General features: G+C 71.1%; 11 protein-coding genes. 7 read left to right on the top strand and 4 right to left on the bottom strand.

The annotated features are described in order from the left end of the window. Nucleotides 1–90: 90 nt before the first annotated feature. Nucleotides 91–1,257 carry a sensor histidine kinase gene (locus IM770_RS18170; RefSeq protein ID WP_203580512.1) on the bottom strand — a complete coding sequence of 389 codons (1,167 nt, stop codon included), beginning with the start codon at nt 1,255–1,257 and terminating at the stop codon, nt 91–93. Nucleotides 1,258–1,551: 294 nt separating this feature from the next. On the opposite strand from IM770_RS18170, the gene IM770_RS07465 reads away from it, so the two are divergent. After that, a complete protein-coding gene (locus IM770_RS07465; protein ID WP_203580511.1) occupies nt 1,552–2,214 on the top strand; it encodes a response regulator in 663 nt (220 codons plus the stop codon). 97 nt (nt 2,215–2,311) lie between these two features. On the opposite strand, the gene IM770_RS07460 is transcribed toward IM770_RS07465, so the two are convergent. Then, nucleotides 2,312–6,079: a multifunctional oxoglutarate decarboxylase/oxoglutarate dehydrogenase thiamine pyrophosphate-binding subunit/dihydrolipoyllysine-residue succinyltransferase subunit gene (locus IM770_RS07460; protein WP_203580510.1), complete on the bottom strand. Its 3,768-nt coding sequence runs from the start codon at nt 6,077–6,079 to the stop codon at nt 2,312–2,314. 177 nt (nt 6,080–6,256) lie between these two features. Here IM770_RS07460 and guaB1 point away from each other — a divergent pair, with 177 nt between their 5' ends. Further along, nucleotides 6,257–7,714 (top strand): GMP reductase, encoded by a 1,458-nt coding sequence (gene guaB1 / locus IM770_RS07455; protein WP_203580509.1) that lies wholly within the window; start codon nt 6,257–6,259, stop codon nt 7,712–7,714. A gap of 30 nt (nt 7,715–7,744) precedes the next feature. On the opposite strand, the gene IM770_RS07450 is transcribed toward guaB1, so the two are convergent. Further along, entirely contained in the window at nt 7,745–8,863 is a 1,119-nt protein-coding gene (locus tag IM770_RS07450) for a YihY/virulence factor BrkB family protein (RefSeq protein ID WP_203580508.1), read from the bottom strand. A 211-nt stretch (nt 8,864–9,074) separates the two neighbouring features. Between IM770_RS07450 and IM770_RS07445 the strand changes: the two genes are divergently transcribed. Together IM770_RS07445 and IM770_RS07440 are read left to right on the top strand one after the other, a co-directional pair. Next, complete coding sequence (locus tag IM770_RS07445) at nt 9,075–10,403, top strand: hemolysin family protein (protein ID WP_203580507.1); 1,329 nt, start codon at nt 9,075–9,077, stop codon at nt 10,401–10,403. After that, nucleotides 10,400–11,458, top strand: a complete 1,059-nt coding sequence (locus tag IM770_RS07440; RefSeq protein ID WP_203580506.1) for a hemolysin family protein — start codon at nt 10,400–10,402, stop codon at nt 11,456–11,458. Before IM770_RS07445 ends, IM770_RS07440 begins: the two co-directional genes overlap by 4 nt. A 207-nt stretch (nt 11,459–11,665) precedes the next feature. Here the strand turns inward: IM770_RS07440 and IM770_RS07435 are convergent, their stop codons facing one another. Beyond that, entirely contained in the window at nt 11,666–12,742 is a 1,077-nt protein-coding gene (locus IM770_RS07435; RefSeq protein ID WP_203580505.1) for an NADH:flavin oxidoreductase/NADH oxidase, read from the bottom strand. A 46-nt stretch (nt 12,743–12,788) separates the two neighbouring features. Between IM770_RS07435 and IM770_RS07430 the strand changes: the two genes are divergently transcribed. From IM770_RS07430 to IM770_RS07420, 3 genes are read left to right on the top strand one after another with little or no spacing between them, the layout of a single operon-like run. After that, nucleotides 12,789–13,652, top strand: coding sequence for an ADP-dependent NAD(P)H-hydrate dehydratase (locus IM770_RS07430; protein WP_203580504.1), 864 nt, complete (start codon nt 12,789–12,791; stop codon nt 13,650–13,652). A 35-nt stretch (nt 13,653–13,687) separates the two neighbouring features. Then, nucleotides 13,688–14,899, top strand: coding sequence for a glycosyltransferase 87 family protein (locus IM770_RS07425; RefSeq protein ID WP_203580503.1), 1,212 nt, complete (start codon nt 13,688–13,690; stop codon nt 14,897–14,899). Nucleotides 14,900–14,948: 49 nt separating this feature from the next. Next, nucleotides 14,949–15,275, top strand: a complete 327-nt coding sequence (locus IM770_RS07420; RefSeq protein ID WP_203580502.1) for a thiamine-binding protein — start codon at nt 14,949–14,951, stop codon at nt 15,273–15,275. Nucleotides 15,276–15,332 lie beyond the last annotated feature (57 nt).

Here is a 15,332-nt window from a genome sequence, read left to right as displayed (position 1 = left end):
CGGTGCCCCGGATGCTCAAGCGGCCAGGGCGGAATTCCGTCGAAAGTCCGGCACCGGATCGACGTTCGGCGGAGGCGGGGTGAGAGGCGGCTAGCTCAGCGGGAAGGAAACGTCGAGGAGCCAGCCGTCCGTGCTGCGGCCCGCCGAGAAGGTGCCACCGAGGAGGCCGGCGCGCTCGCGGATGCGCGCTGTCCCGTAACCGCCGCTGGGCACGAGCGACGCGCGGGCCGGTCGGCTCAGCGAGTTCCAGATCCGGAGGGCGACCATGCCGTCCTCGCGGGCGAGCTCCAGCCGCACTCGTTCGGGCGCGGGCGCGTGCTTGAGCACGTTGGTCGCAGCTTCCCGGATGACGCGCTCCAGACCGCTCACGGTGAGACGGTCCAGGCCTTCCGAGGCGTCCGGCGCGACCTCGACCTCGACCTCGTAGCCGGCGCGTTCGAGCGCCGACCGGAAATCCTGCACGGCGACCGACACGCTCCCGGCCATCGACGGCGCAGCTTCCTCGCGCGCGTCGACGGCCAGGTGCACCACGCGGCGCAGATCGACGAGCGCCTGTCTGGCCGAGGCGATGATCGCCGCCTGCGAGCGCTCGCGCTCCCGCGGGTCGTCCGTGCGATCGAGCAGCCGCGCGTGCATGGCGATGACGGTGAGGTCATGGGCGACGACATCGTGCAGATCATCGGCGATCCGCTGACGCTCCTGCTGCACGAGTTCGGCGTTGAGGCGCCGGGCGTCGCGCAGCTCCTCACGGGCACGCGTCCCCTTCGTGATGACCGCGCGCAGGACGATTCCGGTCGCGCTCGCGCCGGCCGCGACCATCAGCACCGCGCTGAAGGTCGCCATGGAGTCCGGGCGCTGGTCGAGGCGGTGGATCGCGGCCGCAGCGGCGAGGAACGCCCCGAGGTAGGCGGCCTGCACCCACGCGGAGCAGTAGCGGAGCACGACGAGACAGCCGACGGCCAGTGCCAGGAGCGCCACCTGCTGGGCGTCGATGAGAGGGGAGAGGGCGGTCAGAGCGAGCAGGAAGACGGCGGTGAGCGTGGCGTTCCAGATCACCAGCAGGAACGCCGAGGTGAGCAGCAGCTCGAACGTCAGCGCACGCGGGTCGCCGATCCCGTCGACCGCCGCGAGCGCGAGCGAGGCCACCAGAGCGGCGGCGAGGAGTCCCACCAGGGCCCAGCCCTCGACGCGGGTCGGTCGCTGGGCGCTCCACGCCGTCGGGAGACTGCGGATGCGCTCGCGATGCTGACCCTTCACCGCTTCATTATCCTGAACCCGATCGCGGCATCGGCCGCACGCCCCGACGGCGGCCGCGGACCGCTCGCGACCTCCGGGGGGCGGGCGGCTCGGGAACGGTCAGCTGCAGGCGCCGAGAAGCCGGCACAGTGCGCTCCAGATCGAAGCAGTGAACATTGCTCTCCCTCCTCTCCGAGGGGATGAACGGATGATCGACACGACGATCCTGGCAGTGGGTCGCTCGCCGGCGCATCGTCCGATCGACGGGGCGCGCTCCGCCTTTCGTCGAGGTGGTCACCCCACTAGGCTGGGTCGGTGCCCTCGACCGCCGTCCTGATCGCCGACGACGAGTTCCTTCTCCGCCGCGCCCTGACGATCTTCCTAGAGGAGGCGGACGACATCGAGGTCGTCGGTACGGCGGTCGATGGCGCGGACGCGATCGAGCAGGCGAGGACTTTGCGCCCGGACGTCATCCTGATGGACATCCAGATGCCCAACGTCGACGGCGTCGCTGCCACGACGCAGCTGCTGCGTGAGGCTCCGGATACGAAGATCCTCGCCGTCACGACGTTCGGATCCATGCAGACGATCCTGCCCATGCTCGTCGCCGGGGCCTCGGGCTACCTCTTGAAGGATTCCGATCCGCGCGACATCGTCGCCGCGGTGCGCGAGGTGCACCGCGGGCTGCGGGTGCTCTCGCCGGCGGTGAGCGCCATGCTCGTGTCGGCGGTGGTCAACGCGTCCTCGCCCGCGCCGGCGGAGCGGCTCTCCGACGAGGAGATGCTCACGCCCCGCGAGATCGAGATGGTCGCGCTGCTGTCGAAGGGCCTTTCCAATGCTGAGATCGCCGGCCGGAAGAATGTTTCGGAGGCTACGGTGAAGTCTCATCTGAGCAACGTCATGGCTAAGTGGAACGTGCGCGACCGCGTCCAGGTGCTCATCCGCGCGGTTCGCGCCGGCATCGTCCAGCTCGACTGAGGTCCGGCCGCGCCGCGTCCGAACACCCGCCCCGGCGGTTCCCACGCGAAGAGAGCCGCACCCTTCCGGGTGCGGCTCTCATCGCGTGTCGTGCGGTTCAGGAGGTCGTCAGCGCCTGCTGCATGATCGTGGCCTGCTCGGCCGCGTGCACCTTCGGCGAGCCGGTGGCGGTGGACGCCGCGGCCGCACGCGAGACGCGGCTGATCGTGCGTCCCCGCAGGTGCTTGACCACCTCGAGGGCGATGAACGGCCAGGCGCCCTGGTTCTCGGGCTCGTCCTGCACCCACACGAGCTCGGCGTCGGGGTACGACTCGATGATCGTGTTCAGCTCGTCGACCGGTGCGGGGTAGTACTGCTCGAGGCGCACCAGCGCGATCTCGGGGTTCGGGTTCTTGTCGAGCTCGGCGCGCAGATCCCAGTGGATCTTGCCGGCGTGCAGCAGCACGCGCTTGACGGCGGACTTGTCCAGACCGCGGTCGTCGTCGAGCACCGGCTGGAACCGGCCGCTGAGGAACTCGTCGACCGGACTGGTCGCCCCGCGCAGGCGCAGCATCGCCTTCGGCGTGAACACCACGAGCGGACGACGCGGACGCGCATACGCCTGGCGGCGCAGCAGGTGGAAGTACGACGCGGGTGTCGACGGACGGGCGACGGTCATGTTGTCCTGCGCGCACATCTGCAGGTACCGCTCGATGCGGGCCGACGAGTGGTCGGGGCCCTGGCCCTCGTAGCCGTGGGGGAGGAGCAGCACCACGCTCGACTGCTGGCCCCACTTCTGGTCGGCCGACGAGATGAACTCGTCGACCACCGACTGCGCGCCGTTGCCGAAGTCGCCGAACTGCGCCTCCCACAGCACGAGCGAGTCGGCGCGCTCCACCGAGTAGCCGTACTCGAACGCCATCGCGGCGTACTCGCTCAGCAGCGAGTCGTAGACATAGAAGCGGCCCTGGTCCTCGCTGAGGTTCGTCAGCGGGATCCACTCCTGGCCGTTCGACCGGTCGTGGAGCACGGCGTGACGCTGCACGAACGTGCCGCGACGCGAGTCCTGGCCGGCCAGGCGCACATTGGTCTTCTCGAGCAGGAGCGAGCCGAACGCCAGCAGCTCGCCGAAGCCCCAATCGATCGAGCCGTTACGGCTCATGTCGAGGCGCTTGTCGAGCAGCTGCTGCAGCTTGTTGTGGACCGTGAAGCCCTCGGGCTTGTTGACGAACGTGTCGCCGATGAGGTTCACGACCTCGCGCGAGACCCCGGTGGTCTCGGGCTCTCCGGCGACCACCTGAGCCGCGGCATCCGCGACCATCACCGGCGACGAGCCGGTCTCGGCCGCGTGCGTCTCGGCGAAGGCGATCTCGAGGCGGTTCTGGAAGTCCTGCTTGGCCTTCTCGTACTCCTCCTCGGTGATGTCGCCGCGACCGACGAGAGCCTCGGTGTACAGGCGGCGCACGGAGCGCTTCGCCTCGATGAGGTTCGTCATCAGCGGCTGCGTCATCGACGGGTCGTCGCCCTCGTTGTGGCCCCGTCGGCGGTAGCAGACGAGGTCGACCACGACGTCGCGGTGGAACCGCTCACGGTACGCGAAGGCCAGCTGGGCGACGCGGGTGACGGCCTCGGGGTCGTCGCCGTTCACGTGGAAGATCGGCGCCTGGATCGTCTTGGCCACGTCGGTGGCGTACACCGACGTGCGCGCGTCGGTGGGGGTGGTCGTGAAGCCGACCTGGTTGTTGACCACGACGTGCACGGTGCCGCCGGTGCGGTAGCCGCGCAGCTGCGACATCTGCAGCGTCTCGACGACGACGCCCTGCCCGGCGAAGGCCGCGTCGCCGTGCACGAGGATCGGCAGCCACGTGAAGCTTCCGATCGGCTTGCGGTCCTGCTTGGCGCGCACGATGCCCTCGAGCACGCCGTCGACCGTCTCGAGGTGCGAGGGGTTCGCGGCGAGGTACACCGGCAGCTCGGCCTGGTTGTCGGCGACGAAGGTGCCCTCGGTGCCCAGGTGGTACTTGACGTCACCGGACCCGCTCTTCGAGCCGATCGCGACCGACCCCTCGAACTCGCGGAACACCTGGCCGTAGGTCTTGCCGGCGATGTTGGTCAGCACGTTCAGGCGGCCGCGGTGCGCCATGCCGATCGCGGCGCCGTCGAGGCCCGCCTCGGCCGCACCCTGCAGGATCTCGTCGAGCAGCGGGATCAGCGACTCGCCGCCCTCGAGGCTGAAGCGCTTCTGGCCGACGTACTTGGTCTGCAGGAAGGTCTCGAACGCCTCGGCCTGGTTCAGCTTGTCGAGGATGCGCAGCTGCTCGTCGTGGCCCGGCTTCTGGTACTTGACCTCGACGTTCTCCTGGAACCACGCGCGCTGGGTCGGGTCCTGGATGTGCATGTACTCGATGCCGATGGTGCGGCAGTACGAGTCGCGGAGCACGCCGAGGATGTCGCGCAGCTTCATCTGGCGCTTGCCGCCGAATCCGCCCGTGACGAACTCGCGGTCGAGATCCCAGAAGGTCAGGCCGTGGCTCTCGATCTCGAGGTCGGGGTGCGTGCGCTGCACGTACTCGAGCGGGTCGACGTCGGCCATGAGGTGGCCGCGGACGCGGAACGAGTTGATGAGCTCCTGCACGCGCGCCTGCTTGTCGACGCGCTCGGCGAGGTCGACGTTGATGTCGGCCGCCCAGTGGATCGGGGCGTAGGGGATGCGCAGGGCGGCGAAGATGCCCTCGTAGAAGCCGCGCTGGCCGATGAGCAGCTCGTGCACCTTCTTGAGGAACTCGCCCGAGCCCGCACCCTGGATCACGCGGTGGTCGTACGTGCTCGTGAGCGTGATCGTCTTGCCGATCGCCAGCTCGTTCAGCGTCTTGTCGCTCGCGCCCTGGAACTCGGCGGGGTACTCGAGGGCGCCCGCGCCGACGATGCAGCCCTGGCCCTTCATGAGGCGCGGCACCGAGTGGACGGTGCCGATGCCGCCGGGGTTGGTCAGCGAGATCGTGGTGCCCTGGAAGTCCGCAGCGGTCAGCTTGTTGCCGCGGGCACGGGTGACGAGGTCCTCGTACGTCGTGAGGTACTCGTTGAAGGTCAGCTGCTCGGCGCGCTTGATGCTCGGCACGAGCAGCGCACGCGTGCCGTCGGGCTTGGGGAGGTCGATCGCGATGCCGAGGTTGACGTGCGCCGGTGCCACGAGCGACGGCTTGTCGTCGATCTCGGCGTAGAAGACGTTTTGGCTCGGGAACTCCTTGAGCGCCTGGATGATCGCCCAGCCGATGAGGTGCGTGAAGCTGACCTTGCCACCGCGGGTGCGGGCCATGTGGTTGTTGATGACGATGCGGTTGTCGATCATCAGCTTCGCCGGCACGGTGCGGACGCTGGTCGCGGTCGGGACCGTGAGCGACTCATCCATGTTGGCCGCGAGGGTCTTCGGCAGGCCGCGGAGCGTCGTGACGACGTCGGCGTCCACGTCGCCGTCGGCGGCGGACGGCGACACCTTCGGCGCCTGCGCCGGGATCGGCTGCGGAGCGGCCGGGCGCGCGGTGGTGCGGGCGACCGGCTGCGCGCCGATCACGGGGATCGGTGCGGTCACGGGCCGCGGCTCGGTGGCCGCGGGCTGTGCGGCCTCGGAGACCGGGGCCGCCGGAACAGCGGCGGCCGGAGCCTGCCCGCCGGCGGGAGCTGCGGCCGGGGCCGTCTCCGCCGGGGCGGTCGCCGCCGCGGGTGCCGTGCCGTCGGCAGGATGGTAGGCCTCGAGGACGGGCCACCATGCCTTGTCGACGGAGTTCCGGTCGATCTTGAACTGTTCGTACAGCTCCTCGACGAGCCACTCGTTGGCTCCGAACTCTCCCTCGTTCGAAACCCCGACGCCCGTCACCTGGCTCGACACGCTGAATCGCCTGCTTTCATCGGTGAAGTTCTGGGATACGCGCGGGGCTCGAGTGCCGACACACGCGTCGGTTAAGCCTAGCCCAGTCTGCGTGGGGGGTCCCGGCCCCGGGGAGCCGCGAAGCTGAAAGAACCCGCAGGATTATCCGCACAGGAAGTGTCACTACCCTTGGCGGTCATGGAGTTCTACGGCGAAGCCCCCGACGTCGACCTGACCTACTCGGACGTGTTCCTCGTGCCGAGGCGGTCCGCGATCACGAGTCGCCTCGACGTCGACCTGGCCCCGCACGACGGCACGACGGCGACACTGCCGCTCGTCTCGGCGAACATGAACTCGGTCACGGGGGCGCGCCTGGCCGCCACCCTCGCCCGGCGCGGCGGACTCGGGGTGCTGCCGCAGGACATGCCGCTGCAGGAGCTCGACGCCGCGATCCGCTGGGTCAAGGCGCAGCCGGTCGCGTGGGACACCCCCCTGGTGCTGCCGCCCGAGGCCACTGTCGCCGACGCCGCGCGGCTCCTGCCTCCCACCGACGGTCACGGGATCGTCGTCGCCGACGCCTCCGCAGGGCACGTGGACGCCGACGGCATCCTCGGCATCGTGCCGGCCGCGCGGCTGGGCACCGCCCTGCCCGACGCGCGTCTGGGAGACCTGGCGCGCGGGCGTGCGGCATCCGTCGACGCCGACGACATCGAGAGCGCGCGCCACGCGTTCGACGTGATCGTCGCCGCCGAGGCCGAGACGGTGTGCGTGCTGCACCACGGGCACCTCGTGGGAACCCTGTCGCGCCGCAGCGCCCTGCGCTCGACGCTGTACCGGCCCGCCGTCGACGCCTCGGGACGCCTCATCGTGGCCGCCGCCGTCGGCATCAACGGCGACGTCGCCGCCAAGGCGCAGGCGCTCGCCGCCGCGGGGGTCGACGTGCTCGTCGTCGACACGGCCCACGGCCACCAGGAGGGCATGCTCCGCGCCCTGCGCGCGGTCGCCGACCTGGACCTCGGCATCCCGATCGCGGCCGGCAACATCGTCAGCGCGGAGGGCGTCCACGATCTCGTGTCGGCCGGCGCGAACATCCTCAAGGTGGGCGTCGGCCCCGGCGCGATGTGCACCACGCGCATGATGACCGCCGTCGGGCGTCCGCAGTTCTCCGCGGTGCTCGAGACGGCCGAGGCAGCCCGCGTGATGGGAGCTCACGTGTGGGCCGACGGCGGCGTCCGGTACCCGCGCGACGTCGCGCTCGCGCTGGCGGCGGGTGCGGCATCCGTCATGATCGGCTCGTGGTTCGCCGGCACGATCGAGGCTCCCGGCGAGCTGCAGGTCGACGAGGCCGGCCGCGCCTACAAGGAGTCGTGGGGCATGGCCTCGACCAAGGCCGTGCACGAGCGGTTCGGCCGGCTCGACCCCTACGAGCTCGCGCGCAAGGAGCTGTTCGCCGAGGGCATCTCGTCGTCGAAGATCTACCTCGACCCGCTGCGGCCGGGCCTGGAGGACCTGCTCGACATGATCACCTCGGGCGTCCGGTCGTCGTTCACGTACGCCGGCGCCTCGACGGTGGCCGAGTTCCACGACCGCGCCCGCGTCGGCCTGCAGTCCGCTGCCGGCTACGAAGAGGGCAAGGCGCTGCCGGTCAGCTGGTGAGGGGACGGATGCCGCGACCCCCGGCATCCGTCATCGCTTCCTCGTCGCGCGATCGCCCTCGCGGTCGCGATCCGTCCGATCGTCGTCCTTCTCGTCCTCGTCCTCGTGCTCCAGGCGGATGCGACGGCCCTGCTCGACGTCCTTCTTCTCCTTCTCCTCGGCCTTGTCGCTCTTGCGCGTGTCGCGCGGCGGCAGCTGGATGTCCTCCTCGGCCGCGATGCCCGCCTGCAGCTGGCGGCCGCGCTCGAGTTCAGCGTCGAATTCGGCGCCGAACAGCAGCGCGATGTTGGCGATCCACAGCCACAGCAGGAAGATGATCACGCCTGCCAGCGACCCGTACGTGCGGTCGTAGTTGGAGAAGTTCGCGACGTAGACGCCGAAGGCGACGGAGGCGATGACGAGGGTGAGGATCGCCAGGAGCGAGCCCAGGCTCACCCACCGGAACTTGGGCTGCTTGGCGTTGGGCGTCGCGTAGTAGAGGATCGCCACCATCAGCACGACGATCAGCAGCAGCACCGGCCACTTCACGATCTCCCACACCGTCGTGGCGACCTCGCCGAGCCCGAGGGCAGAGCCCACGGCGTCGGCGACCGGCCCCGAGACCACGAGGATGACCAGTGCCACGACGATCAGCACCACGCCGATGATCGTGATGAGCAGCTGAGCCGGCTTGAGCTTCCAGAACGGACGGCCCTCCGCGATCTCGTAGACGCGGTTCATGGCGCGGCTGAACGCCGCGACGTACCCCGACGCCGACCAGATGGCCAGCAGAAGGCCGAGGACGAGGCCCCAGCCGGCGGCGGGGGAGTCCGCGAGCTGCTCGAGAGGGCCGCGCAGCGTCTGCGCGGTCTCGGGCGAGGCGGACTCGACGACCCCGAGGATCGCGTCGGTGGCCTGCCCGTTCCCGGCGATCAGCCCGAAGATCGAGAACACCGCGACGAGTCCGGGGAAGATCGCCAGCACGGAGTAGTACGTGAGCGCGGCGGCGATGTCGGTGCACTCGTCGGAGGAGAACTCCCGGGCGGTCTTCACGAAGACGTACTTCCAGGAGCGCTTCTCGATCTCGCGCGGGGTGTCGGGCTTGTCGGGGTGCTCGGGGGAGGGAGCGTTGCGGGGGTCCGTCCGCCGGTCGGCGCTCGTGTCGGTCATGCCCCGAGCGTGCGGCGCGCCCGAGAGATCCGCGGAGGGGGTTGACAGCGGGCGCGGTTCTCGGATGACGGCGGCTCGGGCTTCGCGCACGGGTACGGCCGCTACGAGCGGAAGACACCTGCCGTAGACTGGTCCGCACGATGGACGACCCTCCTAGTTGCAGACGATCGCCCCACCGACCCTCCTCCCGAACGAACGGGGGTGACGTGTGATGGATTACGTCATGTTGGGCGTGGGGCTTCTGCTCACCATCGGGACCGGCCTGTTCGTCGCCAGCGAGTTCGCTCTGGTGAACCTCGACCGGGCAGACCTCGAGGCCCGCCAGGCCGCCGGCGAGAGCCGCCTGTCGCTGACGATCAGCGCGCTGCGCATCACCTCGACGCACCTGTCGAGCGCGCAGCTGGGCATCACGCTGACGACGCTCCTCACCGGCTACACGATGGAGCCGGCGATCTCGAACCTCCTCGCACCGGTCTTCGACGCGTGGGGCATCCCGGAGGGCGTCTCGCGCCCCCTCGCCGCCGTCATCGGCGTCTCGATCGCGACCGTCTTCTCGATGATCATCGGCGAGCTCGTGCCGAAGAACTTCGCGCTCGCCGTCCCGCGGCAGACCGCCAAGCTCGTCATGCCCTTCCAGGTGGCGTTCACCACCGTGTTCCGCCCCGCGATCGCGGTGCTCAACGGCAGTGCGAACGGCGTGCTGCGGGCCGTCGGCATCGAGCCGAAGGAAGAGCTCTCGGGCGCGCGCACGGCGGAGGAGCTGTCGAGCCTCGTCCGCCGGTCCGCGATCGCCGGTGTGCTCGAGGAGGACACCGCATCGCTCCTCGACCGCAGCCTCACCTTCGCGCGCCTGTCCGCCGCCGACGTCATGACGCCGCGCCCGAGCATCCACGCGCTCGCCGCCGACGACTCGGCCGAGGACGTCATCCAGCTGGCCCGGCGCACCGGGCACAGCCGGTTCCCGGTGTACGGCGAGTCGATGGACGACATCACCGGCATCGTGCACCTCAAGGCCGCCGTGGGCGTGCCGCGCGAACGGCGCTCCGACGTGCCCGCCGCGGCGCTCGCCACCGAGCCGCTGCGCTTCCCCGAGGCGGTGCACCTGGACGTGCTCGTGGCCGAGCTGCGCGCCCGCGGCTATCAGATGGCCGTGGTCGTCGACGAGTACGGCGGCACCGCGGGCGTGGTCACGCTCGAAGACCTCGTCGAAGAGATCGTGGGCGAGGTGCTCGACGAGCACGACCGCCGCCGCGCGGGCATCGTGCGGGTGGACGACACGGTCATCTTCCCCGGCGAGCTGCGGCCCGACGAGGTGCGCGACCGCACCGGCATCCGCATCCCCGAGGGCGATGTCTACGACACCGTCGGGGGCTACATCATGAGCGTGCTCGAGCGCATCCCCGCCGTGGGCGACAGCGTCGAGATCGAGGACGGCACCATCGAGGTGCAGCGCATGGAGGGGCGCCGTGTGGACCGCGTGCGCTTCACGCCCACGCCGATGCCCCACGAAGACGCGACGGAAGGAGGTGATGGCCGATGAACGACTGGGCAGGAATCGCCTGGCTGGTGGTGCTCCTCATCGCCAACGCCTTCTTCGTCGGCGCCGAGTTCGCCGTCATCTCCGCGCGCCGGTCGCAGATCGAGCCGCTCGCCGAGAAAGGCTCCCGGTCGGCCAAGACCGCGCTCTACGCGATGGAGCACGCGACGCTCATGCTGGCGACGAGCCAGCTCGGCATCACGATCTGCTCGCTGCTGATCCTGAATGTCTCCGAGCCCGCGATCCACCACCTCCTCGCCGAGCCGCTCGGCCTCACAGGCTGGTCGGAGGGAGTGGTCGACGGCATCGCCTTCGCCATCGCGCTCCTCCTGGTGTCGTACCTCCACGTCGTGTTCGGCGAGATGGTGCCGAAGAACCTCGCCTTCTCGGTGCCCGACCGCGCGGTGCTGATGCTCGCGACTCCGCTGGTGTGGGTGTCGAAGGTCTTCCACCCGGTGATCGTCACGCTGAACTGGATCGCGAACCACATCGTGCGCCTGTTCCGCGTCGAGCCGAAGGACGAGGCCGCCTCGACGTTCACGCTCGAGGAGGTCGCGACGATCGTGAACCAGTCGCGCATCGAGGGCGTGCTCGACGATGCCGCCGGCACGGTGTCGGCCGCGTTGGAGTTCACCGACAAGAAGGCCGCCGACATCGCGGTGCCGCTGTCGCAGCTGGTGACGCTCCCCGAGACCACGACGCCCGACGAGATCGAACGCGCCGTCGCCAAGCACGGCTTCTCGCGCTACGTGATCGTCGACGAGACGCACGTGCCGCTCGGGTACGTCCACCTCAAGGACATCCTGCGGGCGGCCGAGGGACCGGATGCCGCGACCGATGTCGCGCGTCAGATCCCCACCAAGCGCATCCACCACATGGTGCCGGTGCTCGAGTCCACCGACCTCGAGGACGCCCTGGCGCTGATGCGCCGCGCGGGCCGTCACCTCGCGCAGGTGCGCAACGAGGCCGGCGACATCACGGCGGTGCTGTTCCTGGAGGACATCATCGAGGAGCTCATCGGCGAGGTGCAGGACGCCACGCGGCGCCGGATGTTCTGACGCATCTCCGCTCGTTGAGCGAGCGAAGTGGGACGAAACGCCCTGAGCCTGCGAGATGGCTCAGGGCGTTTCGTCTCGCTCGTTCCTCGCTCGCTCAACGGCCGGGATCGCGCGTGTCGGGCGACCGGTCTCGCTCGCTCAACGACCGGGACAGGCGAGCGCCGGGGCACCGGTCTCGCTCGTTCCTCGCTCGCTCGACGACCGGGATCAGGCCCGGGCCACCGGGCGCGCGCGGAGGTACTGGGCGGGCCAGTAGTCGATGTCGGCGCCGAGCTCGGAAGCCGCGCGCAGGCCGTAGTGCGGGTCGCGGAGCCACTCGCGGCCCGACATGACCGCGTCGGCGTCGTCGTCGGCGAGCACGCGCTCGGCGTGCGCCGCGTCGTCGATCATGCCGACGGCGTTCACGGGCACGCCGGCCTCGCGCCGGATGCGCGACGCGAGCGGCACCTGGTAGCCAGGTCCGGTCGTGAGCTGCTGGTGGGCGACGAGCCCGCCGCTGGAGATGTCGAAGAAGTCCGCGCCGCGCTCGGCCGCCCACCGGGCGACGATGACCGTCTCCTCCGGGTCCCAGCCGCCCTCCGCCCAGTCGGTGGCGGAGAACCGCACGATGATCGGCGCGCCGGGCGCGGCATCCGTCACCGCCTCCAGCACCCGCAGCAGCAGGCGCGCGCGGTTCTCGAGAGAGCCGCCGTACTCGTCGTCGCGCTGGTTGGACAGCGGCGAGAGGAACTGGTGCAGGAGGTAGCCGTGCGCCGCGTGGAGCTCGAGCACCTGGAATCCCGCCTCGATCGCGCGGCGCGCGGCGGCCGTGAAGTCGGCCACCACGCGCTCGATGCCCTCGCGGTCGAGCGCGACCGGCTCGGCGTAGCCCTCGAACGCGACGGCGGAGGGGGCGACGGTCGTCCAGCCGCCCTCGTCGGCGGCGACCGAGCCCCGGCGGTCGGAGAACGGCGGCCACGTCGACGCCTTGCGGCCCGCGTGGGCGAGCTGCACGCCGGCCACCGCGCCGCGGCGGCGGATCGCGGCGACGATCGGCGCCCATGCGTCGCGCTGCTCGTCGTTCCAGAGCCCGGCGTCGTCGGGCGAGATCCGCCCCTCGGGCGCCACGGCCGTCGCCTCGGCGACGATGAGACCGGCGCCGCCCGACGCGAACTGGGCGAGGTGCGTGTGGTGCCACTCCTGGGGCACGCCGTCCACGGCGCTGTACTGGCACATCGGCGACACCCACAGACGGTTGCGCACCGTCACGTCGCGCAGGGTCAGCGGGGTGAACAGGCGGCTCATCGCGGTCTCCGGATCTGATCGGGGGGGAGCGGGGTACTGTGACCACATGGTGAGGACGTGGAAGCGTGACGACGCCGCGCTCGCCCTGCGGAGGCCCACGGCCTCCGACGACAAGTATTCCCGAGGCGTGCTGGGCATGCGGACAGGGTCGGACGCCTACCCGGGCGCCGCGGTGCTCGGCGTCGAGGCCGCGTGGCGCACCGGGCTCGGGATGGTGCGCTACCTCGGGGCCGACCGTCCCTCCGCGATGGTGCTCGCGCGCCGGCCCGAGACCGTGACGGCCGACGGGCGCGTGCAGGCATGGGTCGTCGGATCGGGAACGGATGCCGCGACCCGCACTCCGGCCGACACCGACGCGCTCCGCGCGATCCTCTCCGACACCGACCCCGTCGTCGTGGACGCGGGAGCGCTCGACCTCGCCGCAGAGGCCACCGCGCCGCGGATCCTCACGCCGCATGACCGGGAGCACGCGCGCCTGCGGTCGGCCCTCGGCCTCGGGCACGGCCCCGCCGATCGCGCGGAGGCCGCGCGGGAGACGGCGGAGGCGACCGGGGCGGTCGTGCTGCTGAAGGGATCCGTGACGGTGGTGGCCGCCCCCGACGGCTGGACGGCGACGGTCGAGGCGGGCACGCCGTGGCTGGCGACCGCCGGCACCGGCGACGTGCTCGCGGGCGTGATCGGCGCGCTCGTGGCCGGCGCGATGGCTCGCGACGAGCCGACGGATGCCGCGGCCCTGGCGGCGCTCGCCGCCTCCGGGGCGTGGCTGCACGGGCGGGCGGGAACGATCGCCGCCCTCGGCGCGAGCATCGCGGGCGTGCCGAGCATGCCGGCGTTCCCGGACGGCCCGATCACGGCGCTGGACGTCGCCGAGGCGCTGCCGCGCGCCGTCGCCGAGGCGCTGCGCCGCTGACGAGCGGCCTCGCGAGCCGTCCCTAGGATGGGGAGGTGTCTCGGCGGGCGTGGGTGTGGATCGCGTTCGTCCTCGTGCACGCGGTCGTCATCTGGCTCGGCTTCGTCGACGATCACGCCGCCTCGTGGGACGTCGGCCAGCTGTACCGCTGGTGGGCCTGGCAGACCCTCCACGGCGAGGCGTTCCCCGGCATCACCGAGGACTGGATCTACCCGGCCCTGGCGCACCTGCCGATCCTCCTCACGGGGGTGTTCTACCCCCTCGTCGATTACACGCTGGTGTGGGGGCTGCTCGTCACGGCACTGGATGCCGCGGCCTTCGCCGTGCTCGTCGGTCGCGGGCGGTCACGCGGCCGGCTGATCGCGGCGTGGTTCTGGCTCGCGGCGACGCTGGCGCTCGGCGGCGTCGGGATGTTCCGTCTCGACGCCGTGACCGTGCCGCTCGCGGTGGCGGGCTCGCTGTGGCTCGTGGGGCGTCCGTGGCTGGGATCGGCGCTCCTCGCGGTCGCGACGTGGATCAAGGTCTGGCCGGCGGCGATCCTCGCCGCCGGCGTGATCGCGGTGCGACGGCGGCTCGCGATCGTCGGCGCCGCAACAGCGGTGAGCGCGATCGTCGTCGCTGCGGTGCTCCTCGCCGGCGGCGGTGCGCATCTGCTCGGATTCGTCGGCGACCAGACGTCGCGCGGCCTGCAGATCGAGGCGCCGGTCAGCACGTTCTACATGCTGCTCGCGGTCGCCCGGCATCCGGGGGCGGCGGTCGTCCACGACGACGAGCTCATCACGTTCCAGGTGCAGGGGCCGGGCGTCGACGCCGTGATCGCGGCGATGACGCCGGTGCTGCTGGTCGGGATGCTCGCGCTCGCCGCGACCGGCGCGGTCAAGGTCTGGCGCGGTGCGACGTTCGCGGCCCTGTTCCCCCCGCTCGCCGCCGCGCTCGTGCTCGGCTTCATCGTGCTCAACAAGGTCGGGTCGCCCCAGTACATGACCTGGCTGATCGCGCCGCTGGTGGTCGGCCTGGTCCTTGATGTGCGGCGCTGGTGGCGCCCCGCCGCGCTCGCCGTCGTCATCCTGGCGCTCACGCAGGGCGTCTTCCCGTTCTGGTACGACGCGATCCTGGTGCTGCGGCCGGTGGAGGTCTGGATGCTCGTGCTGCGGAACGTGCTGCTCGTGGTGCTCTTCGTGTGGGTCGTCGTGCGGCTCGCGCGCGTGCGGGTGCGGCCGCCGGTGCGGTCACGCGTGCCAGAGTAGGACCCGGCCCTCGTCGCTCCCCGACATCCCCCAGAACCCGGAGGTTCGCATGCTCGTCGCCTTCTCCGTCGCTCCCAGCGGCACCGGCAACGCCGACGGATCGGTGCACGACGCCGTCGCCGCCGCCGTGCGCGTCGTCCGCGACAGCGGGCTGCCGCACCGCACCACCTCGATGTTCACCGAGATCGAGGGCGAGTGGGACGAGGTGTTCGACGTCATCAAGCGCGCCACCGAGGCGGTCGCGCCGTACGGATCCCGCGTGTCGCTCGTGCTGAAGGCCGACATCAGGCCCGGCTGGTCGGGCGAGCTCGACGGCAAGATCGAGCGCCTGGAGGCGGCGATCGACCGTCAGGGCGGCGACTCGGGAGAGGCCTGACGACACGCGCCGACATCAGCGGCGCCGCGTGTCCGAATCGATTCGACAGGATGCCGA

The organism is Microbacterium hibisci, from assembly GCF_015278255.1.
Classification (GTDB): domain Bacteria; phylum Actinomycetota; class Actinomycetes; order Actinomycetales; family Microbacteriaceae; genus Microbacterium; species Microbacterium hibisci.
Note: the sequence above shows the minus strand (reverse complement) of the source record. Positions and strands in the feature narration are given on the sequence as shown.

What these genes read in the sequence shown, in the direction of transcription:
- IM770_RS07420 (WP_203580502.1), top strand. Translation starts at nt 14,949, where the DNA reads ATGCTCGTCGCCTTCTCCGTCGCTCCCAGCGGCACCGGCAACGCCGAC.
- IM770_RS07430 (WP_203580504.1), top strand. Translation starts at nt 12,789, where the DNA reads ATGGTGAGGACGTGGAAGCGTGACGACGCCGCGCTCGCCCTGCGGAGG.
- IM770_RS07440 (WP_203580506.1), top strand. Translation starts at nt 10,400, where the DNA reads ATGAACGACTGGGCAGGAATCGCCTGGCTGGTGGTGCTCCTCATCGCC.
- guaB1 (WP_203580509.1), top strand. Translation starts at nt 6,257, where the DNA reads ATGGAGTTCTACGGCGAAGCCCCCGACGTCGACCTGACCTACTCGGAC.
- IM770_RS07445 (WP_203580507.1), top strand. Translation starts at nt 9,075, where the DNA reads ATGGATTACGTCATGTTGGGCGTGGGGCTTCTGCTCACCATCGGGACC.
- IM770_RS07435 (WP_203580505.1), bottom strand. Translation starts at nt 12,742, where the DNA reads ATGAGCCGCCTGTTCACCCCGCTGACCCTGCGCGACGTGACGGTGCGC.
- IM770_RS07450 (WP_203580508.1), bottom strand. Translation starts at nt 8,863, where the DNA reads ATGACCGACACGAGCGCCGACCGGCGGACGGACCCCCGCAACGCTCCC.